Genomic DNA, 24,400 nt, shown 5'->3' with positions numbered 1-24,400 from the left:
GTCCACCCCGCCTGCGCGTGGAGGGCATTGACAAACCGGTCTCACGCGTTCCGCCCGCGATGCCCGGTCAGAACGCGGTCAGTCCTTCTTCGAGGTGCGGATCGGCGTGGTGACGGCTGCCTCGTCGCTGAACTCGACCGGTTCGGCCTTCTTCTCGAGGATCTCGGCCTCGTCGACGATGTTCAGCGGTCGCGTCTCGTCGAGCGTCATCAGGAATCGGCTGCCCTCGGAGCGGTGCAGTCGTCCGGAGGTGAAGACCCAGATGGCGCCGATCGCGCACGCGACGAAACCGGCGGTGCCGCCGAGCATGATCGCCGTGCGCGGCCCGAAGGTGTCGGCCACCCACCCGGCGATCGGGGCGCCGACCGGCGTCGAGCCCATGATCACGGCCATGTACAGCGCGAGCACACGGCCGCGCAGGGCAGGCGCGGTGGTCATCTGCACGTAGCCGTTGGCGGTCGTCAGCAGCGTCACGATCATGAACCCGGTGAACGTCAGCGTGATCGCGTACGTCAGATACGTGGGCATGGATGCGGAGACGAACGCCGCAACGCCGAATCCCCCGGCAGCCAAGATCACGACACGCACCCTGGCTCGGTCACGCCGGGCAGCCAGGAGCGCACCGGCGAGCGAGCCGATCGCGAGCACCGAGCTCAGCACTCCGTACCCGTCGGCGCCCGCCCCGAACTCGATCGCCATGGTCGAGGCGAAGATGGGGAAGTTCATGCCGAAGGCGCCGATCAGGAACACCGTCACGAACACGACGCGCAGATCGCTGCGCCCCCACACATAGCGGAAGCCCTCGGCGAGTCCGCCGGGGCGGCGGTTCTTCAGGCGCGGTGCGAGCTGGCCGGTGCGCAGCATCAGCAGCGCGACGAGCATCGCCAGGAACGTCACGGCGTTCGCGATGAACACCCAGCCCGAGCCGATCGCGACGATCAGCAGGCCGCCGACGGCCGGGCCGATCATGCGGGCCAGGTTGAAGGATGCCGAGTTGAGGGCGACCGCGTTGGACGTGTCGCCGGCGGAGACCATGTCGGAGACGAACGCCTGCCGCGCGGGGGCGTCGAAGGCGTTGACGACACCGAACGCCGCAGCGAAGCAGAACATCATCGGCAGCGTCATCACGCCGTTGAGCAGCAGCACGCCGACGGCGATCGCGAGCATCAGCAGCGCGCTCTGGGTGGCGAGCAGGATGCGGCGGCGCTCGAAGCGATCGGCGACCCATCCGGTGAGGCTCACGAGCACGAGCGGCGGACCGAACTGCAGCGCCATCGTGACGCCCATGGCCGCGGCGTCGTTGTCGGTGAGCTCGGTGAGCACGACCCAGTCCTGGGCGGTCGCCTGCATCCACCCGCCGATGTTCGAGACGAGGGCGCCGGCGAACCAGATGCGGTAGTTGATGTTCGAGAAGGAACGGAACATCGCGCTCATCGGTCGACCACCTTTCGCATCAGGGCGCTCGCTGCGCGCAGCGTCGCCAATTCGTCCTCCGTGAAGTCCAGTTCGCCGAGCATCTCGGCGAGCAGCTCGTCTCTTCGTCGGATGGTCTGCTCCACGATCTCGGTGCCTGCCTCGGTGATGTCGACCTGCACGCGGCGGCGATCTTCGGCATCCGGAGTACGGAGCACGAATCCCTGCTCTTCGAGCCCGTTGATCATGTTCGTCATCGACGGCGCGGTGACCCGCTCGCGCTCGGCCAGGGAGCTGATGGTGCGGCGGCCGTGCATGCGCAGCGTCGCGAGCACCGCGAGCTGCGCGTCGCTCATCGCGTCGACGGCGCGAGCGCATCGCAGGCGCCGTGCGAGCCGGAACGTCGCCATGCGCAGGTCTGTCGCGGTGAGGTGGAGGGAATCATCAGGCGCAGACATTACTTAGACAGTCTAAGTAATTTACGCCCGGATCGGAAGTCGGTGGCAGGACGCACCCGCCGCACAGGTCACAATGGACGGGTGACCCGAACCCCCGCGATCGAAATCGCCGTCCAGGATCCCGCCGGAGTGCGCATCGCCGGGGCCGTCGGCGCCGCGCGCGTCGAGCTGGCCCAGGCCCTCGCGCTCGGCGGTCTCACTCCGTCGCCGGCGACCCTCGACCTGTCGATCGACGCCGCGCATGCCGTCGGTGTCGAGGTGCACGTGCTCGTCCGGCCTCGGGCGGGCGGCTTCCGCTACTCCGCCGACGAGATCGCGATCGCCGAGAACGATGTCCGACGTGCGATCGAGGCGGGGGCCGACGGTGTCGTGATCGGCGCCCTCGACGACGAAGGGCTGCTCGACATCCCCGCCATGCGGCGTCTGCGCGACGCCGCCGGGGGAGCATCCGTCACCCTGCATCGCGCGATCGACGTGACCCCCGACCCCGTCGCCACGCTCGTCGCCGCTCGCTCGCTGGGCCTGCGCCGCGTGCTGACCTCGGGCGGCGCCTCGGTCGCGATCGACGGCATCGACACGCTCCGGGCGCTCGTCGCCGAGGCCGCCGGCGAGATCGAGATCATGGCGGGCAGCGGAGTGGATGCCGCGAGCGCCGCCGCCCTCGCCGCCGCCGGTGTCGACGCCCTGCACTTCTCCGCGAAGCGCACGGTGAGAGAAGACGGCGGCGTGCGCATGGGATCGGCCGCCGACGGCGTCGGAGGATACGAGGTCACCGACCTCGAGATCGCCCAGGGCGTCATCGCCGCGCTGTCGAGCTGACGCGTCCGACGCGGTCGGCCTGACGCATGTCGCGCACTCTCAGTAGGGTGGGGGCGTGACCGATACGCGCGAATTCACGGATGCCGACGGCATCGCCATCGTCTACGACGTGCACCCGGCGGTCGGTGATGCGCGGGGAGTCGTGCAGCTGCTGCACGGGGTGGGCGAGCACGCCGGTCGGTACGGCGCGCTGATCGCCGCGCTCACGGAGGCCGGATTCATCGTCTACGCCGACGATCATCGGGGGCACGGGCGCACCGGCATCCGTCAGCACGGCGGACCCGAGAAGCTCGGTCGACTCGGCAAGGGCGGTCTGCGTGCGGCGGAGGCGGCGATCTGGCACCTCACCGGCATCATCAAGGACGAGCACCCCGACCTGCCCCTCGTGCTGCTGGGGCACTCGTGGGGATCATTCCTCGCGCAGATGCTCGTGAACGACCACCCCGAGGCATGGGATGCGGTGATCCTCTCGGGCTCGGCTCTGCGTACGCCCGGATCGCTCAACGCTGCACCGCTCAACGCCCGCTGGGCCGCCGACGACGCCACGGGCCTCGAATGGCTGAGCCGCGATCCGGCGGTGTGGACGGCGTTCGACGAGGATCCGCTCACCACCAACCAGCCGCTGCTGAAGCTGTTCGGCCCCGTCGAGGCGGCCAAGCTCTACGGCCGTCCGCGCAAGGACCTCGGCCGCGACATCCCGCTGCTGCTGCTCGTCGGCCGCGACGACCCGGTCGGCGGCCCGCGCAGCGTGCACAAGCTCGCCGACGAGTACCGCACCCGATCGGGACTCACCGACATCACGACGCTGGTCTACCCCGATGCGCGTCACGAGATCTTCAACGAGCTGCAGCAGGACGAGGTGCGCGCAGACATCCTGTCGTGGCTCGACACCCGCATTCCCGCTCGCTGACCGTCGCCTCGATCCGGGCGAGCCGCGCCATCATCCGGTCGGCTCGCGCGTCGGCGTGTTACGCCCCGTGAACGGACGTTACAGCGGGTGAATCCGCGTGACGTCATCCCGGCATATCGGCCTCTCCTCCGCATAGATTCGCGGCGAGAGGGAGGTGCGGGGTGGGATTCGAAGACGAGTGGCGTGCATGGCACGACGCGCGAGAGCGCTATGCCGGTGCGGAGTACGGTCCGGCCGCGCTCGAGTCGACGAACTGGCTCATCACCGAACCCGCCGCCGTGGAGGGGGTCCCGGGTCTCTGGGCGCTCACGGGAGACGGAGGGATCCGCGGCAGCGATCTCGGCACGGCCGGGTCGGTCGTCACGCTGAGGGGCCGTGAGACGCTGCGGCTCGGACGCCGCGAGCTGCGTGTGTTCGACCGGCGCGGCGACGTCGCGCTGCGGGTGTTCAACCCCCGACGCCCCGAGCGCGAGCGGTTCAGCGCGATCGACGCGTATCCGCCTCGGGAGGGATGGCGGATCCCGGCGGTGTTCGAGCCCACGCCGGGCGAGACGATCACCGTGACCTCGATCGACGGGCGCTCGCACGACACCGATCTCGCCGGACGGCTGCGGTTCACGCTCGACGGTGTCGCGGTGGCGCTGGCCGCGACGCGTGCGCCGCAGGGCGGCCTGAGCGCCGTCTTCGCCGACGGGACCAACGGCACCGAGACCTATCGGTTCCGCTTCCTGCCGGTCGAGGAACCGGCATCAGACGGCTCGGTGGTCATCGATTTCAACCGCGCCTACCTGCCGCCCTGCGCCTTCTCGGACCAGTACGTGTGTCCTCAGCCGCCGCCGGGCAACCGCTTCTCGGCGCCGATCCGCGCCGGAGAGCGCGCGGTGGTGCACGGGCGCTGAGTCCGCGGCGTACCGCGCCGACCTGACGGCCCCGCCTTAAGCTGTAACCGTGCACGGTGAATACAAGGTTCCAGGAGGAAAGCTCGTCGTCGTCGACCTCGAGGTCGAAGACGGCAGGATCGCCCGCTTCCGGCTCGCCGGCGACTTCTTCCTCGAACCAGACACGGCGCTCGACGACATCGACCGGGCGGTCACCGGGCTGCCCGTCGAGACGGACGCCACGGCCATCGCCGCCGCGGTGCGCGGTGCGCTCCCCGAGGGCGCGCAGCTGCTGGGCTTCACGCCCGAAGCCGTCGGCACCGCCGTGCGTCGCGCCCTGGTCACGGCTCCCGGATGGAACGACTTCGACTGGGAGATCGTGCACGAGAAGGCGGTCTCGCCGCGCATGAACCTCGCGCTCGACGAGGTGCTCACCTCTCGGGTCGGCGAGGGGCGCCGTCGTCCGACGCTGCGCATCTGGGAGTGGGATCAGTCGGCCGTCGTCATCGGCTCATTCCAGTCGTACCGCAACGAGGTCGACCCCGAGGGCGCCGCCCGGCACGGCTTCGACGTCGTGCGCCGCATCTCCGGCGGTGGCGCGATGCTCATGGCCGCAGGGCAGATCATCACCTATTCGCTCTACGTGCCGGCATCCCTCGTGCAGGGCATGACCTTCGCCGACTCCTATGCGTTCCTCGACGACTGGGTGCTGCAGGCGCTGCGCTCGCTGGGGATCGATGCGATCTATCAGCCGCTCAACGACATCGCGAGCTCGTCGGGCAAGATCGGCGGAGCCGCGCAGAAGCGCCTCGCCAACGGGGGAGTGCTGCACCACGCCACCCTGTCGTACGACATCGACGGCCAGACCATGACCGAGGTGCTGCGCATCGGCCGCGAGAAGCTCAGCGACAAGGGGACGACGTCGGCCGCGAAGCGGGTGGATCCGCTGCGCAGCCAGACCGGCCTCGCGCGGGCCGAGATCATCGAGCGCTTCAAGGACACCTTCCGCTCGCTCACCTCGGCGGAGGACGGCACGATCAGCTCCGACGAGTACGCGGATGCCGAGGCTCTGGTGGAGTCGAAGTTCGCCACCGACACGTGGCTGCACCGGGTTCCGTGACCGACCCCGCGCCTGACCCCTCGTCTGATCCCGGGGCGGTGGATCCCGCTCCCGTCGTCCGCGGTGACGTCTCGATCATCCAGGGCGACAACCTCGCCGTCGCGGCGACCCTGCCGTCGGCGTCGTTCACGCTCGTCTACCTCGACCCGCCGTTCAACACCGGCCGGACGCAGGAGCGACAGGTGGTCACCGCCCGTCGCACGTTCACGACTCAGCAAGAACCGGGTGCGTCCGGAGTCGGACTCCCGGAATCCCGCGGGTCGGATGCGGCGGTCACGCCGATCGTGCTGAGTTCTGAACCGGCGGCGCCGCCGGCCGAGGTGCGGCACGGGTTCCACGGCCACGCCTATGAGCGGGTGCGCGGGATGCTGCGCACTTACGACGATCGCTTCGACGACTACGGTGCCTTCCTGATGCCGCGGCTCGAGGAGGCGTGGCGACTGCTGGCCGACGACGGCACCCTCTATCTGCACCTCGACTACCGCGAGGCGCACTACGCGAAGGTGATGCTCGATGCGGTCTTCGGCCGCGACTGCTTCCTGAACGAGCTCATCTGGGCCTATGACTACGGTGCGAAGTCCCGCCGTCGCTGGCCCACCAAGCACGACACGATCCTCGTCTACGTGAAGAACCCCCGCGAGTACGTGTTCAACTCCGACGACATCGATCGCGAGCCGTACATGGCTCCCGGCCTCGTCACGGCAGAGAAGGCCGCCCGAGGCAAGCTGCCCACCGACGTGTGGTGGCACACGATCGTGCCGACGACTGGCCGCGAGAAGACCGGATATCCGACGCAGAAACCCGAGGGCATCCTGCGGCGCATCGTGCGGGCGTCCAGCCGTCCGGGCGACCGTGTGCTCGACCTCTTCGCCGGCAGCGGCACCACCGGGGCCGTCGCCTCGGCTCTCGGGCGCGACGCGGTGCTCGTCGACGACAACCCCGAGGCCGTGCGCGTCATGACCGAGCGGATGCCCGATGCCGTGGTGACCCGCGTCGGGGAGTAGCCCCGCACGCGGAGCACTCTCAGCAAGGATGCTCGCCTGCCGCCACAGGCGTCAGCGTGGTGCGTGGGTTCTCGTGTGCGCGTGGCAACGCGCGAGCAGGTCGGCCCGGCGTCTGATGGCGGCTTGTGCGCTCTCGGTGACGCTGCGTCCCACGCTGCTCGGGGTGGTCACATCGAGACCGGGGCGGGCGAACAGGACGTCGTAGAACGGACCGAGAGTCTCGTCGGAGAACTTGAGCGTGCGACTGAGCGTCTGCAGCGGCGTGCCCCACCGACTGCCGCTGTCGGCATTGATATCCGCACCTTCATCGATCAGGCGGGCGAGCAGAGGCGCTTCGGCGGTGAAATCGTGTGCTGTCGCGCTCAGCAACACGTGCAGAGCGTTCACGTGGCTCTCGGTCGCTGCGGCGGCATCAGCGCCGTCGTCGAGCAGTCGCGTGGCGATCGCGACCCGGCTGGTGGGATCGGCGTTGCGGAGGGCTCGCATCAGCAGGGTCGATCCGTCCTCGTCTGCCCACCGTGCGAGCGAGGGCTCGTAGTCGGCGAGAAACTCGGCCTCGTTCGTGATCGCGGAGAAGTAGGCGCGGGGGTAGACCATGACGTCGACACTAGGCGACGGGCGCGGTCCGTGGCGGGAACATGCGGGACGAGGATCGACCGACGGGACACATCCCGGGCTGCCGTTCGGCGGGAGAGAGTCTCGGCGTGAGAGTGTGAGAGTCATGACCGAGTACGTCGAGGTGCAGACCGCCGCGGGGCGGGTTCGCGGGCGCTGGCGCCCGACCACCGGAGGCAGGGGCGCACCGCGGTCGGCGGCCTTCCTCGGCATCCCGTTCGCGGAGGCGCCGGTCGGTGACCTGCGGTTCCAGGCGCCGATGCCGAAGGCGCCCTGGGACGGCATGCTCGACGCCCTCGAGTTCGCTGCGACCGCCCAGCGCGGCGATCCCGGGGTGACACTGATCCCCGAGCCGAGTGTCGAGGGCGACTCGACTCTGAACGTCAATGTCTTCACGCCCGATCCCACGGCGGCGGGTCTTCCCGTGCTGGTGTGGATCCACGGCGGCGGATACTTCGCGGGCTCTCCGGCGAGCCCCTGGTACGACGGCCGGAACTTCAACCGCGACGGCGTCGTCACCGTGTCGATCTCGTACCGGCTCGGCTTCGACGGATTCGGCTGGATCGAGGACGCCCCGTCGAACCGTGGCGTGCGCGACTGGCTGCTCGCTCTCGAATGGGTGCAGCAGAACATCGACGCATTCGGCGGAGACCCCGAGCGGGTGACGATCGCCGGGCAGTCCGCGGGCGGCGGCGCCGTGCTGACCCTGCTCGGCATGGAGAAGGCGCAGCACCTGTTCCACGGCGTCTATGCGATCTCGGGAGCGCTCGGCGATGTCGCGGCACCGCGAGCCGAGGCATTCGGGCGGGCGCTCGCTGCGGCGGCGAGCGTCGACCCCACCGTGGCCGGATTCTCATCGGTCGCGGAGGAGCGTCTGCTCGCCCTGCAGAAGAAGGCCACCCAGCTCGGTCCGTCGTCGATGACCAGCATGATCGATGAGGGGCTTCCGCTCGGTCCCGCGATCGACGGCGACCTTCTCGTACGTCCGACCCCTGACTCTCTGCGTGCCGGCGTCGGTGCCGACAAGCCGCTCGTGATCGGCGCAGCCGACGACGAGTTCACCATGGCGTTCACGGGCAGCGCCGCGAGGGCGCTGCGCTGGGTGCCGCAGGGCGTCCTCTTGACCCGGCTGGGCCTGCGCAAGACGATCCGCGCGGACTATCTCGCCGCGAACGCCGACGTCGCCCGTCTCGGCAAGGCCCGCCTCGCCGGTCGCGTCCTCACCGATCGGATGTTCCGCAGCGGAGTTCCCCGCATCGCAGCCGCCCGGGGCGACGCGCCCACCTGGCTCTACCGGTTCTCGTGGCCGTCAGGGCATTTCGGCTTCGCGGAGCACTGCCTCGACGTGCCGTTCTTCTTCGACTGCCTCGACGGCCCCTCGATGGAGGCGCTCGCCGGACCGAATCCGCCGCAGGAACTCGCCGACGAGCTGCACGATGCCGCCGTCGCGTTCCTCACCACGGGTGATCCCGGCTGGCCGGAGCACCAGGGGGATGCCGGAATCGTGCGGGTGTACGACCTGCCCACCCGCGACGTCGCCGATGCGTACGCGTCGGTGCGTGCGCTGGTCTGACACGCCTCGACGGGCCCGAGCCGGGCCCGAGCCGGGCCCGTGCCCGGCTGCGGGGCTCAGTTCACCCGGTAGGCGCGGTAGCGCACGGCATCCGCCTGCCTCTGAGCGGCCGAGAGGAACAGGGTTCGCTGCAGGTGGGCCAGTGCCGGCGCGGCCGTCTCGATCTGCACGGTCGTGCGGAAGTAGTACGCGCCCGGGTCGACGTCCTCACCGCGTCGCAGCTGCTCGAGCACGTCGGGAGTCCCTGTGCGGAGTCCCTTCGCGTGCAGCAGCAGCAGATCGCCTCCGTCGGTCCGTGCCGAGTAGCGGCCGTCGATCTCGATCGTCCCGTCGGGTCGCACGATCTGCCAGTCCGCTCCGCCGGGCAGGATCTCGGCCTCGACGGCGCCCGTGATGCGCCCGCCGAGGATCGGCACGACACGGCGATGGCCGACGCTGGTGGCGTGGTGATCTTCGAGCGGGCCGAGGTCGACGGTGACGTCGAAGGCGAACTCGAGGTCGGGTCGGGGGAGTTCATCGTGCGAGGTCATCGGGTCTCCTCATGGTCGGCGGCGAGCAGGTCGCAGAGTCTCTCCAGCACGGGAACCGCGGCCGCGAGCGCGGTTCGCTCCTCGTCGTCGAGCCGACTCGTCGCCTGTGCGACGAGAGCGGAGTTCGCGGCGTCGAACCGGTCGAACAGGTCGAGCGCCTTCGCTGATGCCTGCACCATGACCCGACGGCCGTCGGAGGGCGCCGGGCGTCGTTCGATGAGGCCCTCGCCCTCCATCGCCCCGAGGAGATTGCTCACGGTCGATCGGCTGAGTCGCAGCCGCGCGGCGATCTCCGCCGGACCCTTCGAGGTGCCGCGTGGCAGGGCCCGGATCACGTCGATCTGGGCATCCGACAGCTCGGGAAGCCCAGCCTCCGCCCGCGTCGCGGCGAGGAGCGCGCGCCGCAGGGGGGAGATGACGCCGGCGAGTCGAGCCGCATCGAAACCGCTCATCGACCCACCGCCGACGCCGGGGTGAGCGAGGGGCGCTCGTTGAGGATCTCGGGAAGGAAACCGGCCGCCTTCTTGTAGTCGGCGGCGATCCGCTCGCGCTCGTCAGAGGGGATCACGTCGTCGATGTCGGCGAAGCCCTGCGGCGCGCGCTCGCGAGCCAGCTGCATCACGCGCTCCGGCCCCGTGGCGCGAGTGCCGGCGAGCAGAGCGGTCATCGCGGGGCGGCGGTCCTGCTCGTATGCGGCGAGACCCTCGTCGATGCTCGGGGCTGTCGCGAGGTGGAAGGCCAGCGTGCGCGCATCGAGGATCGCCTGGGATCCGCCGTTCGATCCGTTCGGGTACATCGCGTGCGCGGCATCACCCAGCAGCGTGGTGCGACCGAACGTCCACTGCGGCAGTGCGTCTCGGTCGACCATGGGGTACTCGAGGATCTCGTCGGCGGCGGCTATCGCGGCCGGCACATCGAGCCAGTCGAAGCGCCAGTCGCGGAAGAGCTCGGCGATCGGTCCGGGCTCGACCTGGCGGTTCCAGTCGGCGTCTCCCGTGCCGCCGACGCGGCGTTCGGCGATGAAGTTCACCAGCATCCGTCCGTCGGCGTCGGCGTCTGCGGGTGCGAGCGGATACGCGACGAACTTCTGCTCGCCGTCGCCCGCCATGATCATGGTGCGGCCGTCGAGGAACGCCGGAATCCGCGTGACCCCGCGCCACAGCGTGAGGCCGCTCCAGGGCGGGGCTCCTTCACTCGGGTAGCGCAGAGCACGCAGTGCCGAGTGGATGCCGTCGGCGCCGATGATCACGTCGGCGGTCTCCTCGACCGTGCCGTCGGCGGTGGCGAAGCGCGCGGTCTCGGTGCCGTCATCGTTCGTGGTGACGTCGATGAGGCGGTGATCGAGGCGGATGGGCTCTGCGAGTCGCGCTGCAGCGAGGTCACGCAGAGCGAGTTGCAGACGACCGCGGTGCACCGACAGCTGCGGCCAGCGGTATCCGGCCTCGCGCCCGCGCGGTTCGCTCCAGATCGGCTGCCCGAAGCGGTTGTAGTAGGCCAGCGTCTGCGGTTCGACCCCCAGCTCGGCGATGGTGTCGGCGATGCCGAGTTCGGTGAGCTCGCGCAGTGCGTGCGGCAGCAGGTTGATGCCCACGCCGAGCCCACGGATCGCCGTGCTCCGCTCGAACACGGCGACGTCGCGCAACCCGGCCTCATGCAGGCTGACCGCTGTGGCGAGTCCGCCGATCCCCGCCCCGATGATGATGATCTTCATTGATCGCTCCTGTTCGCGGCTCATCCGAGCCGCCGTCAGATATAGTTTTGTCACAAAACCATATCCAGCGCAAGAGGCGGATCGACAGAGCTCCTCAGCGAGCGGCGGCCGTGCGTGCGGCCTCGATGATCACGTCGACGCCCAGCAGGAAGAGCTCCCGGTCCTGCAGGTCCGACAGCAGCGCGCTGTTCTCGGCGATCAGGGGGAACTGTCGCGGATCGGCGAGCAGCGGCGAGTCGATCCAGGGGCTGTCCTCGCCGTCGTGGCTGCGATCCGCTCTCGCTCGAGCGATCCCCGCGGCGCCCGAGAGCACGTGCGAGGCGAGCAGTGCGTAGTGCCGCACCAGCTCCTGCCCTCGCAGCCCGGCGCGGTGGAAGGCATCGAGCATCAGCTCGATCGCCGCGAGCTCGCCCGCGCCGTGCGTGGTCAGGCTCGTCGCCTCCGCGCCGATGGCCGGGTAGCGGGTGAAGGAGGCGAGGGTCGCTTCGCTCAGCATGCGCAGGCGGCCCGCCCAGTCGTCGACCGGAAGGTCGACGCTTGCTGCGGCCTGGCCGTTGAGCTCGTCGAGGAGTGCGCCCATCAGGGCGTCCTTGCTCGCGAAGTGACGGTAGATGGCGGTCGGGTCGGCGCCGAGATGGGCACCGAGCTCTCGCACCGAGATGGATGCCGCTCCGGTCTCGGCGAGCTCCATGCCGGCGTCGATGATCGTCGCCCTGTCGAGCCGCACGCGCGCGGATGCCTTGTTCGCCATTCGTCTCTCCGGTCTTCTCTGCTCCATCGTGCCATGCGATGCGGCGATCCCGAGCCGATGGCAACGGAATCGCATCGCCTCTGACAACACTGTTGACACCATAGATGACCGAGGATACGTTTGTCGCGTTCCAGCAGCATCGACGATGAGGGAAGGTCCACTATGGCGAGCGAGTTCGTCTTCCACGGAGGTCTCGTGTTCACCGGCAGCGGTTCTCCGCTCGCGGATCATGCCGTCGTCGTACGCGACGGTCGCATCGCGGCGGTCGTCCCGGAATCCGAGGCGGACCTCGACACCTTCCCCGACTCGTGCCGCATCGACCTCGGCGGGGCGCTGCTCAGCCCCGGCTTCCAGGACGCGCACATCCACCCGGTGGGCGGCGGAATCGAGCTGCTGCAGTGCAATCTCTCGGACGCGGCCGATGCGGACGACACCGTCGCGATCATCCGCGCGTACTCACAGGCGCACCCGGAGGAGGAATGGATCCTCGGCGGAGGCTGGAGCATGGACCACTTCGCCGGGGGCAACCCGCGGCGTGAACTGCTCGACGACGCGACAGGCGGTCGGCCCGTGCTGCTGCAGAGCCGGGATCACCACAGCACGTGGGCGAGCACGGCGGCCATCGAGCGGGCGGGGATCACGGCCGAGACGGAGGACCCGGCGGACGGCCGGATCGTCCGCGATATCGACGGCTCTCCCGCCGGTACGTTCCACGAGGGCGCCGGCGACCTCTTCGCCGCGGTGCGCCCCGCGACCTCTGCCGATCTCGCCTACCAGGGACTTCTGCGTGCACAGGAAGAGCTCATCGCCCTCGGGATCACCGGGTGGCAGGACGCCATGGTCGGTGCGGACTCCGGCGGGATCTCGGATCCGCTCGCCGCGTATGAGCGGGCCGCAGCCGAGGGGCGATTGCTCGTGCACGTCGTGGGGGCGCAATGGTGGCTGCGAGACGGCGGAGTCGACCAGGTCGCCCGCATGACCGAACGCCGCGAGCGCGCCGCCGCCGCTCATCCCGATCGCCGGATCGACCTCGGAACCACGAAGATCATGGTCGACGGCGTCGCAGAGAACCAGACCGCGGCAATGCTCACCCCCTATCGGGACGAGTCCGGACACGACACCTGCAATCACGGACTGAGCTTCATCGACCCGGACCGGCTGCGCGAATACGTGACGGCCCTCGACGCCTCGGGTCAGCAGGTGCACATGCACGCGCTCGGCGACCGCGCCGTGCGCGAGGCCCTCGACGCCCTGCAGGTCGCCCGTGACGCCAACGGCGACACCGACGGACGCCACCACCTCGCGCACCTCCAGGTCGTCTCGGAGGACGACACCACCCGCTTCGCGCCGCTCGGCGCGATCGCCAACATCCAGGCGCTCTGGGCGACCCACGAAGACCAGCTCGACGACCTGACGCTGCCGTTCCTGCAGGACGGACAGGTGGACCGCCAGTATCCGTTCGGCGATCTCGTGCGACAGGGTGCGCGACTGGCGGCGGGCAGCGATTGGCCGGTCTCCACGGCAGATCCGCTCGCGGCCATCCATGTCGCCGTGAACCGCTCGTATCCGGGGTCCGAGCGGCCGCCGCTCGGGGGAGCGCATCAGCGACTCGACCTCGAGACGGCATTCGCCGCGTACACCTCGGGGTCCGCGTACGTGAACCGACGCGATGACGATACCGGCAGCATCCGCGAGGGATACCTCGCCAATCTCGTCGTGATCGAACCGAATCCCTTCCGACTGCCGGTGGCGGAACTGCACCGGGCGCGCGTCACGTCCACCTGGATAGACGGGCGCCGCGTCCACACGGCAGACGCTCTCGCCTCCACCTCGCCCGGCACCGACCGCAAGGAGTCCCGATGAACCGCACGCTCCGCTCCCGTTCCCTCGCCCGAGGAGGCGCGACCGCGCTCGTCGGCGTCCTCGCCGTCGCGGCGCTCGCCAGCTGCGGCCCGGCCGACACGACCGGCTCCGGGTCGGAGGAGCCGATCGACTGGGAGCTGACCGAGACGACGGCCGCGCCCAGCGGCGACATCGACTCGTTCACGTTCGCGACCTATGCCGAGCCCTACTCGCTCGACTACGCCTACGCCTTCGACTACGCCGACAACTCGATCCTCGCCAACACCTGCGAGTCTCTGCTGCGGCTGAACCCGGACTACTCCCTCAGCCCCGGCCTCGCGGAATCGTTCGCGCATCCGACGCCCGACACCTGGGTGTACACGATCCGAGAGGGCGTCACCTTCCACGACGGCACTGCGCTCACAGCGGCCGATGCGGTCGCGTCGATGAGCAGACACCTCGACCCGGCCGTCGGATCGTTCTGGTACTCCGTCTACCAGAACGTGAAGTCGATCGAGCAGACCGGCGAGCGCGAGGTGACGGTGACGATGACCGGGCCCGACTCGCAGTTCAATCTCGGCATGGGCGGGTCCGCCGGCGTGATCGAGTCGGCCGCGACCCTGGCCGAGAAGGGCGCCGACTACGGCAACTCGACGGGCGGTGTGAACTGCACCGGTCCCTTCGAGCTGACCTCGTGGGAGTCCGGTGAGTCGATCACGATGACCCGCTACGACGACTACTGGGATGAGGGACTCCGGGCGCGGTCCGGCGAGGTCGAGTTCGTCTTCATGACCGACCCCACCGCGCGCATCAACGCACTCAAGTCCGGAAGCGTCGACGGATCGTGGATGGTTCCCATGGAGGCCGTCTCCACGCTCCGATCGGCGGGCAAGGGAGACGTGCTCTTCGGGATGAGCACCGCGGTGGGCAACATCGTGGTCAGCGATCTCGACGGTCCCCTCGGCGACGTGCGCGTGCGCAAGGCCCTGCTGCTCGCGATGGACCGTGACGGCATCCTTCAGGCTGCGTACCGAGGCGTCGGCGAGACGACCGACGTGATGACCACCCCGTCGGTCTGGCAGGACGCCTCTGATGCCGCGCGCACCGCTGCGTTCGACGACGTCACCTCCTACGAGCAGGACCTCGAGCAGGCGAAGAGCCTCATCGCCGAAGCCGGCGCCGAAGGAGCCGAGCTGACCTACGTCACCGCGCCGATCAGCAACGACTTCGCAGTCATCTCGCAGGCGACCGTCGCCGCTGCCCGGTCGATCGGGCTGACGGTGAACGTCGAGACCGTCACCCCGAACGCCTACACCGCGCTGTTCTCCGACCCCACCGCCCGCGAAGGCGTCGACCTCTTCTACACGAGCTGGTATCTCTCGAGCCCGGATGCGTTGGAGATGTACTCCGTGCTTCGGACAGGCGACTTCAGCAACTACGGCGGGTGGTCCGACCCGGAGTTCGACGCGATCCTGCAGGAGGCCGTCACGATCGACGATCCGGCCGCGCGCAGCGAGCTCACAGCCGAGGCCCAGCGGATCGCGAATGCGGAGCTGCCGTGGCTCCCGCTGTATCAGGCGCCGATATCGCTCTATCTGGGCGAGAGGATCACCGGAGTCCAGCCGTCGATCGCCTTCATGTACTACCCGTGGGCGGCCACGATCGGCGCCCGATGACAGCCGCGCGCCGGGTCGCCGGGAAGCTCGGTGGGCTGCTGCTGACCCTGTTCCTGGCATCGCTGCTCGTCTTCTTCTCGCGCTTCCTCGTGCCCGGCGACCCGGTGAGCTTCCTGTTGCGCGGGCGCAAGCCCAGTGCAGAGGCGGTGGCGCAGGTGACCGCCCAGTACGGACTGGACCTGCCGCCGTGGGAGCAGTACCTGCGATGGGTTCTCGGTCTGCTCCACGGCGATCTCGGGCGCTCGCTGCAGTACCGGCAGGACGTCACCGAGGTGATAGGCGACCGGCTTCCCGTGACCCTCATGCTCGTCACGATGGCGGGGACGATCGTGCTGGTCGCCGGCGTCGTGCTCGGTGCTGTCGCGGCGCTGAACCGCGGGAGGGCGCTGGATCGCTTCGTCCTGATCGGACTCACGGTGCTCGGCGCGATCCCGTCGTTCGTCGGGGCGATCGTCCTCATCGCGGTGTTCTCCGTGCAGCTCGGCTGGTTCCCCTCCTTCGGGTCGGGCCAGGGCTTCATCGACATGGTCTATCACCTGACCCTGCCGTCGATCGCCCTGGCGCTCGTCTTCATCGTGCTGGTCGGCAAGGTCACCAGGTCGGCCATGGTCGATCAGCTGAGCCGTGAGCACGTCGAGGTGTCGACGAGTCGGGGCGTGCGTCGATCGATCGTCGTGCGGCGGCACGTGCTGCGCAACGCCCTCGGTCCGATCCTGACCGTGAGCGGCGTGCTCGTGGCGGGGCTCATCGTCGCCAGCTCGATCGTCGAGGCGGCGTTCGGGCTGTCGGGGATCGGGTCGCTTCTCGTGCAGTCCGTCGATCGGCTCGACTTCCCCGTGGTGCAGGCCATCGTCCTCTTCGTCGTCTGCGCGTTCGTCGTCATGAACGCGATCGTCGACGTCCTCGAACCCTGGATCGACCCCCGATCCGCTGCAGGAGCTGGTGCCCGATGACCTCCTCGACTCCGACGCTCGCGATGCGGGTGCTGCGCGCACCTCGCGGGCGCCGCCCGCGATTCCTCTACCTGGCCAGCGTCGTCGTTCTCGGCGCGGTCGTGCTGGCGGCGATCTTCGCCCCCTTCGTGGCACCCTACGACCCGGATGCGGTGGACTTCACGTCGTTCCTCGCGCCGCCGTCCGCGGCCCACTGGCTCGGCACCGACTCCCTCGGACGTGACCTGCTGAGCCGCCTCATCTACGGCGGTCGCACGGCGCTCATCGGCCCGCTGCTCGTCGTGCTGTTCTCCACCGTCCTCGGCATCCTGCTGGGGCTGTGGGCCGGGTGGCGCGGAGGGTGGATCGATGCCGCACTCAGCCGGATGTTCGACGTGCTGTTCGCCTTCCCGTCTCTGCTGATCGCGATCATGGCGGTCGCGCTGTTCGGCAAGGGGCTGGTCGCCCCGGTCATCGCCATGAGCATCGCGTACGCGCCGTTCGTGGCACGGCTCACGAGGTCGCTGGTCATGGCCGAGCGCTCGAGGCCGTATGTCTCGGCCTATCGGGTGCAGGGATTCGGCGGAGGCTGGATCGCCTCGCGGCGAGTGCTGCCGAACGTCACGCCGATCGTGGGCGCGCAGTCGACCCTCAACTTCGGATACGTGCTCGCCGAGCTCGCCGGCCTCTCGTTCCTGGGGCTCGGCGTGCAGGCGCCGACCGCCGACTGGGGCGCGATGATCAACGAGGCGCAGTCGGGAGTCGCCGCAGGGCAGTTCCTGCCGGCGATCGCCCCGGCCGTAGCCGTCGTGCTCGTCGTCGTGTGCGTGAACATCATCGGCGAAGAACTGTCCGACCGAATCGGCGGAGGGAACCCCTCATGAACGCTCTGCTCGACATCCGCGACCTGACGCTCGATCTTCCGAACGGCACCAGACTGCTGCACGGCATCTCGCTGCGGATCGCCTCCGGCGAGACCGTCGGCCTCGTCGGCGAGTCCGGCTCGGGCAAGTCGCTCACGGCCCGTGCGGTGCTGGGTCTTCTTCCCGATCGTGCGACCGTCGGCGGAGCCGTCGCTGTGAACGGACGGTCCCCGCTCGCGGGCGCGGCGGAGCGACAGGAGATCCGTCGGCACGAGGCCGCGATGGTCTTCCAGGATCCGCGCGCCGGCATCAACCCGATGCGGACGATCGGCGATCACATCACCGAAGGGCTGCGGCTCTGCGAGGGGTGGGCGAAGGAGGCCGCTCGCACCCGCGCCGTCGAGCTCCTCTCCGCCGTCAGGCTTCCCGCTCCGGCGGAACATCTGTCGCAGCATCCGCACGAGCTGTCGGGCGGCATGCTGCAGCGGGTCATGATCGCCGGGGCCCTGAGCACATCTCCCGGCCTGCTCGTCTGCGATGAGCCGACCACCGCTCTCGACGTCACGACACAGGCGGAGATCATCCAGGTGCTGCGGGATCTCTGCGAGCAGAGCGGGATGGGGATGCTGTTCATCACCCACGACCTCAACCTCGCGGGGTCGCTCTGCGATCGGCTCGTCGTCATGAAGGACGGCGCGATCGTCGAGGAGGGAGTGGCGCGGGACGTGCTGGTGGCGCCGACCGCCGAGTACACCCGGCGTCTGGTCGCGGCGACCCCCCGCATCTCGGGGGAGATCTCACCGCCGACGGCCGTGTCGGGTGCCGAGGCGCAACTCGTCGTGACGGGGGTGGGCAAGACCTATCGGCGCCGCGGTGCAGAGCCGGTCTCCGCCGTGATCGATGCGGATCTGGTCGTTCCCCGCGGCGGTGCGCTCGCCGTCGTGGGCGAATCCGGGTCGGGCAAGTCGACTCTGGCGCGGATGATCGTCGGACTCGAGGAGCCGGATGCCGGAGCGATCACGATCGGCGGCCGATCCATGGCGGGCATCCCGCGATCGCGCGCCGAGCGGCTGGAGCGTGCCAAGAGCGTGCAGATGGTCTTCCAAGACCCGTACCTCTCGCTCGATCCGCGAATTCCCGTGGGGCGAGCGATAGAGGATGTGCTGAGACTCCACGGCGGCCGCACGGGGAACGACGCGGCCGAGCGCGTGCGCGAACTGATCACCGCCGTGGGGCTGGGAGAAGAGCATCTCACCGCCCGCCCGCGCACGCTGTCAGGCGGCCAACGTCAGCGTGTGGCGATCGCCAGGGCGCTCGCCGTCGAACCCGAGCTGCTGGTGATGGATGAGGCGACGAGCGCACTCGACGTGTCCGTGCAGGCTCAGGTGCTCGATCTCGTCGCCCGGATCCGCCGGGAGCAGGGGCTGACCCTGCTCTTCATCAGTCATGACCTGGCGGTCGTGCGAAGAGTCTGCGCCGAGACGATCGTGATGCGTCGCGGGGAGATCGTGGAGGCGGGCGCGACAGAGCGTCTGCTGAGCGATCCCCAGCACGAATACACCCGGTTGCTGATCGACTCGGTGCCCGTGCCGATCACGTGAACCGAGGCGGCGACGCACGGGACGGTGCGTCGCCGCGTCGGTTCACTCGCGCGTGTGCACGACGGCTCCGCCCACGATCGTGACGGCGGTGCCCACGCTGATCAGCGCCTCGGCCGGGATGGCGAACGGATCGACGGTCGACACCGCGATGTCGGCACGGCCGCCGATGCGCAGCATCCCCCCTCCGCCCAGCACGAGCTCGGCGGATCCGCTGGTGTACGCGGCGAGCGCCTCGGTGAGGGTGAGACGCTGGGTGGCGTCGAGGGGTTCGCGCGGCTGCCCGTCGGGGCCGGGGAGAGTGCGATTGACGGCGACGTGGATCGCGAGCCACGGGTCGGCCGGCGATACGGGCCAGTCCGACCCCATGGCGATCGCGGCACCGCTGTCGGCGATCGCCCGGAACGGGTAGCCCGCGCGCATCCGCGCGTCACCGATCATCGGCACGACGGCCGGGTCGACGGATGCCCAGAGGCCCTGGATGTTCGCGGTGATGCCGAGAGGGCCGAAGCGGCGGGCATCGTCGGGGTGGACCATCGACAGGTGCGCGAAGTGATGGCGCTGACCGGTGCCGTTGGCGCGTCGGGCAGCCTCGACCGCGGCCAGGGCGACACGCACGCCGCGGTCGCCCATGATGTGCAGGTGCATCGCGAACCCCGCGGCGTCGAGCGAGACGACGAGTGCCTCCAGTGCCTCGGCGTCGATGTGCAGTTCTCCGCTGCCGGCGTGGCTGCAGTACGGCTCGAGCAGCGCCGCGGTCTCGCCGTGGGGCACGCCGTCGACCATCGCCTTGGCGGTCGATGTGTCGAATCCGGCCGCCGCGTTCGCTGTTCGCAGAGCGACGAAGCGCTCGACCAGCTCGGGCACCTGCGCGGCGGTGGTGCCGGGGGGAACCCAGAGCGCGCCGGACGTGCGGCTACGGAGAGTGCCGTTTGCGATGGTCGCGAGATATGCGGCAGTGCAGTCGGCCTTGCCGTTGTACTCGCCGAGGATGGCCTCATGCCAGCCGGTGATGCCGAGCGTCCAGAGGAAATCCTGCGCATTGAGCAGACCAGCCGATATATCGGCATCGGTCGACGCCGGGATCGCTCGACCGACGAGCTCGGCCGCCGTCTCGTTGAGGTATCCGGTCGGTTCGCCCTCGTCGTCATGGTGGATGTGACCGTTCGGCGGCGCCGGGGTGTCGCGGTCGACTCCGGCGAGCTGCAGCGCGCGCGAGTTGACCCAGAGGGTGTGGTGCCCGGCGTCGCTGAGCGCCACAGGGCGGTCGGGCACGATCGCGTCGAGCAGCTGCCTGGTCGGGTGCGGGAACAGCTCGTGGCTCCAACCGCCGCCGGTGATCCACTCGGCATCCGTCGCCTCGGCCGCTGCCGCGATCAGCGACAGCGTCTCGTCGACCGTGCTCGCGCCGGTGAGATCGCAGCTGAGCCGCTCGACACCCGCGAACGCGGCATGGATGTGCGCGTCGACGAAACCCGGAAGGATGCCGCCGCCGGCCGCCTCGATCACCCGGGTGTCCGGGCCAGCCAGGGCACGGATCTCGTCGTCGGAGCCGATCGCGATGATGCGCTCGCCGCGGATGGCGACGGCGGTGTCGGCGGTGCCCACCCGGCCGTCGAACACGTGGCCGTCGACGATGCACAGATCGGCGGTGAGGGTGCGGGTCATGGTCATGCCTCTCGTCGTGGCGGCTGCGCCGCTCTGGTCGTGCTCGTCGATCATCTCGTCACACCACTCGGAAGACGCGGATGACGACCTGGTCGTCTCCCGGTCGCGCGTAGCCGACGAACTGCGACTCGGCGAGCCAACGCAGGGGCTCCGCATCCGTCTGGAACACGAACGCCGTGCGGTAGTAGAGATCGTGCTCGGACGGCTGTCCGCCCGACTCGAACTGCGCGATCGCCGCCTCGTTCGCCCGCCAATAGCCGCGGTTGATGACATCGACGAGATGGCCGTCGATCTCGATCAGATACCGCGCATCGAGCTGGGTGGTGACGCCATGGTCGACCCACCAGTCACCTCCGCCCGGAACGACACGCCCTTCAGCGCGAGGCCCGGTGACGCGGCCGCCGATGATCGGAGTGAAGTGCAGCTGGCCGCCCTCACCCCGACCGATGCGCTGAGGCGGGGTCACATCGACCTGCAGCTCGAAGCAGAACTCGAATGCGGGGGTCATCAGCTCGGTGTCGGTCATCGCCGTCTCCTCGTGGTCGGTCGGTCGAGTCCGATCGTCGGGATCGGAGTGGTGCGCACCGGAATGCGCCGCTGCGGTGCCCAGCCCTCGCTCGGGATCGAGTCGAGAAGCAGGCGGGTGTACTCAGCCTGAGGGTCGTCGAGCACGGTGCCGGTAGCGCCGCGCTCCTCGATGCGGCCCTCGCGCATCACCACCACGTCGTCGCACAGTCGGCGGATGACGGTGAGGTCGTGTGTGATCATCAGCAGCGCGACGCCGGTCTCGAGGCGGATGCGTTCGAGCAGCGTCAGGATCTCGACTCGGGTGGTGACGTCGAGCGCCGACACGGCCTCGTCGAGCACGAGGATGCGCGGCTCGGCGGCCAGTGCCCTCGCGATCGCCACACGCTGCCGCTGGCCTCCGGAGAGCGAGCGCGGACGCGCGTCGAGCAGGGCGGGGTCGAGGCGCACGGAGTCCATCAGTGCGCCCACTCGCGCGGAGAGCGCGGCGCGGTCGTCGTCGCGGCGGTGCACGCGGATCGCTTCGGTGAGGCACTGTCGCACGGTCTGGCGTCGGTCGAGCGACTGATACGGATCCTGGAAGACCATCTGCGCGGTCTTCGCGCGGATGCGGCGCTCGGTGCCCGAGGCGGCGGGTGTGCTCCAATCGGAGCCGCCGACGTGCACGGTGCCGGCATCCGCGCGCTCCAGGCCGCAGATGATGCGGGCCGTGGTGGATTTACCCGACCCGGATTCCCCGACGATGCCCAGAGATCCTCCGGCAGCGAGGGTGAACGAGACGTCGTCGACGGCGGTGAGCACCTCGTGCCCGCGCCCACGGGCCGCTCGCACGCGGAATCGTTTGCTGAGACCGTCCACTCGCAGGAGCGGCTCGGTCTCGGCGGAACTCGACGGCCCCGCGGTCAGCGGCACGGCGTCGAGCGAGGCCGACATGAGGATGCGCGTGTAGTCCTGCGCGGCATCCTCTCTCATGCTCCCCGCCCGCAGCGTCTCGATCGTGCGCCCCTCTTTCATCACCACGACCCGATCACAGACGGCACCGGCGAGAGCGAGGTCGTGGGTGATGAACAGCAGCGACAGGTCGCGGTGGCGACGCAGGTCGCCGATCACCGCCATGACCTCCTCCTGTGTGGTCACATCGAGGGCGGTGGTGATCTCGTCGGCGAGCAGCAAACGGGGATCCATCGCCAGAGTGGATGCGATCATGACCCGCTGCAGCAGGCCGCCCGACAGTTCGGCCGGTCGCTGGCGCAGTCGACGGGCGGGAGAGGGAACTCCGACCTCGTCGAGCAGCTCGATCGCACGACGCTCGGCGGCGTCGACGGTGAAGCCTGCCACGGTGACCAGCGCCTCGGTGAGGAAGTCGCCGATCGTCCGCAGCGGGTTGAGGTGCGCGCGGGGCGTCTGGAACGCCATGCCGATGCGCAGCGCCCGCAGCTCGCGCCGCCCGCGGTCGTCGAGGGACGCGAGGTCCTGGCCTTCGACGCGGATGCTTCCCGCCGTCGTGAAGGACTCGGGCAGGAGGCCGGCGATCGCCCGCACGCTCAGCGTCTTCCCCGAGCCGGACTCGCCGACGAGGCCGACGGACTCGCCGAGGTCGACGTCGAGCGTGCAGTCGTGAACCAGCATGCGAGGCCCCTCGGGAGTCTGCATGCCGATCGCCAGGCCGTGCAGTTCGAGCACCGGTGCCGTCATCGTTCCTTCTCCTCTGCCCAGGTGGTGGTGCGTGCGCCGATGATGCCGACCGCGAGCACGGTGACGACGATCAGCGCCGCCGGGAAGAGCGACTGCTCGGGAGCCCCGGCGAGTATGGCGGCCTGCCCTCCGGCGATCATGGATCCCCAGTCGGCGGCGGGAGGCTGCTGGCCGAGACCCAGGAACGAGATCGCGGCGAGGTCGAGCATCGCGTAGCCGAAGCCGACCGTCGCCTGGGCGGCGACGACCGGGATGAGTGCGGGGATCAGATGACGGAAGCAGATCGCCGCGCTCGACACCCCCTGCACCCGCAGCGCTGCGACGTAGGGACGACCCAGTTCGCGCGAGGCCGCCGTCTGGGTGAGGCGCGCGACGACCGGGATGTACGCGATCGACAGTGCCACGACCGGGGCGACGAGTCCCTTGCCGAACATGGCCACGGCGAGGACGGCGAGCACCAGGCCCGGGATGGCGAAGATCACGTCGATGATGCGCGCGATCGTGCCGCGGACGAATCCGCCGAACCAGGCGGAGGTGACGGCCAGCGCCATGCCGAGCGTGGTGGAGAGCACGACGACGATGACCGGGGCCGCGACACTGGCCGAGGCGCCGGCGAGAACCCGCGACAGGATGTCCCTGCCGAGGTCATCGGTGCCGAACGGATGGTCGAGGGAGACCACGCCGTTCGTGGGCCCGACGTACAGCTGGTCGGGTGCGTAGGGGGCGAGCCAGGGGCCGGCGACGGCGATCACGGCGATGACCGCGAGCACGACGGCGGCCACGACGACGAGCGGGTCCCGTCGGGCGAGACGACGTGCGGCGACGGGGATGCGCCCCGCGGCGAGCTGACCGACGCTCATGCGTTCCTCCTGGTTCCCGCACTGTCGGGATCGATCGCCGCCGCCAGCAGGTCGGCGATCGCGTTCAGCACCACGAACAGCGTGACGAGCAGCAGCGAGACGACCTGCACGACCGGGAGGTCTTTGCGGGCCGCAGCCTCGGTGAGGAGGGAGCCGATGCCGCCGAGGCCGAAGGCCTGCTCGGCGATTGCCGAGGCCGCGAAGAGCCCGGCGATCGTCGTGCCCGAGATCGCCAGGATCTGCGGCGCCGCGTTATGGAAGACGTGACGACGGAACACCCGCGGCCACGGGATGCCGCGGACCCGGGCCGTCTCGACATGCTCGGAGTGCAGCTGCGCCACGAGAGCGCTGCGCGTCACCCGGCTGATGTACGCGATGAACATCAGCGCGAGCGACGCCGCCGGCAGAACGAGGTGCCAGAGCCGATCGAGTCCTTCGTCACCCGCCCCGAAGGTCGGGAACCAGCCGAGCGAGGTGGCGAAGATCCAGATCAACAGGATCGCGACGATGAACGTCGGCAGAGCCATGCCGAGCGATGTCGAGACTGAGACGATCATGTCGGTACGGCGGCCGCTCACCGCGGCGAGGATGCCGGAGCCGAGGCCGAACACCGCGATCAGGGCCGTCGTGAGCAGCACCAGTTGGAAGGTCACCTCGAAGCGGGCCCCCACGAGCACGGAGACGTCGGTCTTGTAGACGAACGACCGGCCGAAGTCGCCGGTGACGACGCCGCCGAGCCAGTGCAGGTACTGCAACCAGACCGGGTCGTCGAGTCGGTACTCGGCGCGGATGGCCGCGATGAGCTCCGGGGTCGGACGAGCACCGCCCGCCAGCGCCGACACCGGGTCTCCGGGCGTCAGCAGCAGCGCCGAGAAGATGATGACGCTGGCGAGGAAGAGCGTGAGCGCGAGTCCGCCCAGCTTTCCGAGCACCATCCTGATCATGAGGGGATCCGTTCT

23 protein-coding genes are annotated in these 24,400 nt (G+C 69.6%); 11 read left to right on the top strand and 12 right to left on the bottom strand.

The window, feature by feature from the left end:
- Positions 1-78: 78 nt before the first annotated feature.
- Complete coding sequence (locus BMW26_RS15025; protein WP_082298048.1) at positions 79-1,425, bottom strand: MFS transporter; 1,347 nt, start codon at positions 1,423-1,425, stop codon at positions 79-81.
- Positions 1,426-1,430: 5 nt separating this feature from the next.
- Positions 1,431-1,871: a MarR family transcriptional regulator gene (locus BMW26_RS15020; protein WP_056279186.1), complete on the bottom strand. Its 441-nt coding sequence runs from the start codon at positions 1,869-1,871 to the stop codon at positions 1,431-1,433.
- Between the two features lie 81 nt (positions 1,872-1,952).
- Here BMW26_RS15020 and BMW26_RS15015 point away from each other — a divergent pair, with 81 nt between their 5' ends.
- The 5 genes from BMW26_RS15015 (at position 1,953) to BMW26_RS14995 (ending at position 6,602) form a co-directional block, all read left to right on the top strand.
- On the top strand, positions 1,953-2,690 hold the full coding sequence (locus BMW26_RS15015; RefSeq protein WP_072591921.1) for a copper homeostasis protein CutC: 738 nt from the start codon (positions 1,953-1,955) through the stop codon (positions 2,688-2,690).
- Between the two features lie 55 nt (positions 2,691-2,745).
- Positions 2,746-3,600 (top strand): alpha/beta fold hydrolase, encoded by an 855-nt coding sequence (locus BMW26_RS15010; RefSeq protein ID WP_072591920.1) that lies wholly within the window; start codon positions 2,746-2,748, stop codon positions 3,598-3,600.
- A gap of 161 nt (positions 3,601-3,761) precedes the next feature.
- Positions 3,762-4,499: a DUF1684 domain-containing protein gene (locus BMW26_RS15005; RefSeq protein WP_072591919.1), complete on the top strand. Its 738-nt coding sequence runs from the start codon at positions 3,762-3,764 to the stop codon at positions 4,497-4,499.
- A gap of 49 nt (positions 4,500-4,548) precedes the next feature.
- Positions 4,549-5,598, top strand: coding sequence for a lipoate--protein ligase family protein (locus BMW26_RS15000; RefSeq protein WP_072591918.1), 1,050 nt, complete (start codon positions 4,549-4,551; stop codon positions 5,596-5,598).
- Positions 5,599-5,636: 38 nt separating this feature from the next.
- Positions 5,637-6,602 carry a DNA-methyltransferase gene (locus tag BMW26_RS14995; protein WP_232224481.1) on the top strand — a complete coding sequence of 322 codons (966 nt, stop codon included), beginning with the start codon at positions 5,637-5,639 and terminating at the stop codon, positions 6,600-6,602.
- A 51-nt stretch (positions 6,603-6,653) separates the two neighbouring features.
- On the opposite strand, the gene BMW26_RS14990 is transcribed toward BMW26_RS14995, so the two are convergent.
- Positions 6,654-7,199 (bottom strand): hypothetical protein, encoded by a 546-nt coding sequence (locus tag BMW26_RS14990; protein ID WP_072591917.1) that lies wholly within the window; start codon positions 7,197-7,199, stop codon positions 6,654-6,656.
- A gap of 124 nt (positions 7,200-7,323) precedes the next feature.
- Between BMW26_RS14990 and BMW26_RS14985 the strand changes: the two genes are divergently transcribed.
- Positions 7,324-8,790, top strand: coding sequence for a carboxylesterase/lipase family protein (locus BMW26_RS14985; RefSeq protein ID WP_072591916.1), 1,467 nt, complete (start codon positions 7,324-7,326; stop codon positions 8,788-8,790).
- Positions 8,791-8,846: 56 nt separating this feature from the next.
- Here the strand turns inward: BMW26_RS14985 and BMW26_RS14980 are convergent, their stop codons facing one another.
- From BMW26_RS14980 to BMW26_RS14965, 4 genes are all read right to left on the bottom strand, one after another.
- Positions 8,847-9,320, bottom strand: coding sequence for a DUF3237 domain-containing protein (locus BMW26_RS14980; RefSeq protein WP_072591915.1), 474 nt, complete (start codon positions 9,318-9,320; stop codon positions 8,847-8,849).
- The gene (locus tag BMW26_RS14975; protein ID WP_072591914.1) at positions 9,317-9,772 is read right to left on the bottom strand and encodes a MarR family winged helix-turn-helix transcriptional regulator; all 456 of its coding nucleotides are present in this window, start codon (positions 9,770-9,772) and stop codon (positions 9,317-9,319) included. Before BMW26_RS14975 ends, BMW26_RS14980 begins: the two co-directional genes overlap by 4 nt.
- Positions 9,769-11,031 (bottom strand): flavin-dependent oxidoreductase, encoded by a 1,263-nt coding sequence (locus BMW26_RS14970; protein WP_072591913.1) that lies wholly within the window; start codon positions 11,029-11,031, stop codon positions 9,769-9,771. Before BMW26_RS14970 ends, BMW26_RS14975 begins: the two co-directional genes overlap by 4 nt.
- Before the next feature lie 94 nt (positions 11,032-11,125).
- Positions 11,126-11,782 carry a TetR/AcrR family transcriptional regulator gene (locus BMW26_RS14965; protein WP_072591912.1) on the bottom strand — a complete coding sequence of 219 codons (657 nt, stop codon included), beginning with the start codon at positions 11,780-11,782 and terminating at the stop codon, positions 11,126-11,128.
- A gap of 162 nt (positions 11,783-11,944) precedes the next feature.
- Between BMW26_RS14965 and BMW26_RS14960 the strand changes: the two genes are divergently transcribed.
- Genes BMW26_RS14960 through BMW26_RS14940 form a run of 5 tightly spaced genes read left to right on the top strand, consistent with a single transcriptional unit; the run spans position 11,945 to position 18,696 of the window.
- Positions 11,945-13,645, top strand: coding sequence for an amidohydrolase (locus BMW26_RS14960; protein WP_072591911.1), 1,701 nt, complete (start codon positions 11,945-11,947; stop codon positions 13,643-13,645).
- Complete coding sequence (locus BMW26_RS14955; RefSeq protein ID WP_072591910.1) at positions 13,642-15,300, top strand: ABC transporter substrate-binding protein; 1,659 nt, start codon at positions 13,642-13,644, stop codon at positions 15,298-15,300. The genes BMW26_RS14960 and BMW26_RS14955 overlap by 4 nt, the downstream gene beginning before the upstream one ends.
- Positions 15,297-16,253: an ABC transporter permease gene (locus BMW26_RS14950; RefSeq protein ID WP_082586693.1), complete on the top strand. Its 957-nt coding sequence runs from the start codon at positions 15,297-15,299 to the stop codon at positions 16,251-16,253. The genes BMW26_RS14955 and BMW26_RS14950 overlap by 4 nt, the downstream gene beginning before the upstream one ends.
- A complete protein-coding gene (locus tag BMW26_RS14945) occupies positions 16,250-17,116 on the top strand; it encodes an ABC transporter permease (protein WP_072591909.1) in 867 nt (288 codons plus the stop codon). Before BMW26_RS14950 ends, BMW26_RS14945 begins: the two co-directional genes overlap by 4 nt.
- A complete protein-coding gene (locus BMW26_RS14940) occupies positions 17,113-18,696 on the top strand; it encodes an ABC transporter ATP-binding protein (protein ID WP_072591908.1) in 1,584 nt (527 codons plus the stop codon). The genes BMW26_RS14945 and BMW26_RS14940 overlap by 4 nt, the downstream gene beginning before the upstream one ends.
- A 42-nt stretch (positions 18,697-18,738) precedes the next feature.
- Here BMW26_RS14940 and BMW26_RS14935 read toward each other — a convergent pair whose 3' ends face one another.
- Genes BMW26_RS14935 through BMW26_RS14915 form a run of 5 tightly spaced genes read right to left on the bottom strand, consistent with a single transcriptional unit; the run spans position 18,739 to position 24,385 of the window.
- Positions 18,739-20,415: an amidohydrolase gene (locus BMW26_RS14935; RefSeq protein ID WP_232224480.1), complete on the bottom strand. Its 1,677-nt coding sequence runs from the start codon at positions 20,413-20,415 to the stop codon at positions 18,739-18,741.
- Positions 20,416-20,419: 4 nt separating this feature from the next.
- Positions 20,420-20,887 (bottom strand): DUF3237 domain-containing protein, encoded by a 468-nt coding sequence (locus tag BMW26_RS14930; RefSeq protein ID WP_072591907.1) that lies wholly within the window; start codon positions 20,885-20,887, stop codon positions 20,420-20,422.
- The gene (nikE, locus tag BMW26_RS14925) at positions 20,884-22,581 is read right to left on the bottom strand and encodes a nickel ABC transporter ATP-binding protein NikE (RefSeq protein WP_072591906.1); all 1,698 of its coding nucleotides are present in this window, start codon (positions 22,579-22,581) and stop codon (positions 20,884-20,886) included. Before nikE ends, BMW26_RS14930 begins: the two co-directional genes overlap by 4 nt.
- Positions 22,578-23,441 carry an ABC transporter permease gene (locus tag BMW26_RS14920; RefSeq protein WP_072591905.1) on the bottom strand — a complete coding sequence of 288 codons (864 nt, stop codon included), beginning with the start codon at positions 23,439-23,441 and terminating at the stop codon, positions 22,578-22,580. Before BMW26_RS14920 ends, nikE begins: the two co-directional genes overlap by 4 nt.
- The gene (locus BMW26_RS14915) at positions 23,438-24,385 is read right to left on the bottom strand and encodes an ABC transporter permease (RefSeq protein WP_056279229.1); all 948 of its coding nucleotides are present in this window, start codon (positions 24,383-24,385) and stop codon (positions 23,438-23,440) included. The genes BMW26_RS14920 and BMW26_RS14915 overlap by 4 nt, the downstream gene beginning before the upstream one ends.
- Positions 24,386-24,400 lie beyond the last annotated feature (15 nt).

Source organism: Microbacterium sp. 1.5R (genome assembly GCF_001889265.1).
Taxonomy (GTDB): Bacteria; Actinomycetota; Actinomycetes; order Actinomycetales; family Microbacteriaceae; genus Microbacterium.
Note: the sequence above shows the minus strand (reverse complement) of the source record. Positions and strands in the feature narration are given on the sequence as shown.

Bases quoted from the DNA above. Each gene is read 5' to 3' on its own strand.
- BMW26_RS15025 (WP_082298048.1), bottom strand. From the start codon at position 1,425: ATGTTCCGTTCCTTCTCGAACATCAACTACCGCATCTGGTTCGCCGGC.
- BMW26_RS15020 (WP_056279186.1), bottom strand. From the start codon at position 1,871: ATGTCTGCGCCTGATGATTCCCTCCACCTCACCGCGACAGACCTGCGC.
- BMW26_RS14990 (WP_072591917.1), bottom strand. From the start codon at position 7,199: ATGGTCTACCCCCGCGCCTACTTCTCCGCGATCACGAACGAGGCCGAG.
- BMW26_RS14985 (WP_072591916.1), top strand. From the start codon at position 7,324: ATGACCGAGTACGTCGAGGTGCAGACCGCCGCGGGGCGGGTTCGCGGG.
- BMW26_RS14980 (WP_072591915.1), bottom strand. From the start codon at position 9,320: ATGACCTCGCACGATGAACTCCCCCGACCCGACCTCGAGTTCGCCTTC.
- BMW26_RS14975 (WP_072591914.1), bottom strand. From the start codon at position 9,772: ATGAGCGGTTTCGATGCGGCTCGACTCGCCGGCGTCATCTCCCCCCTG.
- BMW26_RS14970 (WP_072591913.1), bottom strand. From the start codon at position 11,031: ATGAAGATCATCATCATCGGGGCGGGGATCGGCGGACTCGCCACAGCG.
- BMW26_RS14965 (WP_072591912.1), bottom strand. From the start codon at position 11,782: ATGGCGAACAAGGCATCCGCGCGCGTGCGGCTCGACAGGGCGACGATC.
- BMW26_RS14960 (WP_072591911.1), top strand. From the start codon at position 11,945: ATGGCGAGCGAGTTCGTCTTCCACGGAGGTCTCGTGTTCACCGGCAGC.
- BMW26_RS14955 (WP_072591910.1), top strand. From the start codon at position 13,642: ATGAACCGCACGCTCCGCTCCCGTTCCCTCGCCCGAGGAGGCGCGACC.
- BMW26_RS14950 (WP_082586693.1), top strand. From the start codon at position 15,297: ATGACAGCCGCGCGCCGGGTCGCCGGGAAGCTCGGTGGGCTGCTGCTG.
- BMW26_RS14945 (WP_072591909.1), top strand. From the start codon at position 16,250: ATGACCTCCTCGACTCCGACGCTCGCGATGCGGGTGCTGCGCGCACCT.
- BMW26_RS14940 (WP_072591908.1), top strand. From the start codon at position 17,113: ATGAACGCTCTGCTCGACATCCGCGACCTGACGCTCGATCTTCCGAAC.
- BMW26_RS14935 (WP_232224480.1), bottom strand. From the start codon at position 20,415: ATGATCGACGAGCACGACCAGAGCGGCGCAGCCGCCACGACGAGAGGC.
- BMW26_RS14930 (WP_072591907.1), bottom strand. From the start codon at position 20,887: ATGACCGACACCGAGCTGATGACCCCCGCATTCGAGTTCTGCTTCGAG.
- nikE (WP_072591906.1), bottom strand. From the start codon at position 22,581: ATGACGGCACCGGTGCTCGAACTGCACGGCCTGGCGATCGGCATGCAG.
- BMW26_RS14920 (WP_072591905.1), bottom strand. From the start codon at position 23,441: ATGAGCGTCGGTCAGCTCGCCGCGGGGCGCATCCCCGTCGCCGCACGT.
- BMW26_RS14915 (WP_056279229.1), bottom strand. From the start codon at position 24,385: ATGATCAGGATGGTGCTCGGAAAGCTGGGCGGACTCGCGCTCACGCTC.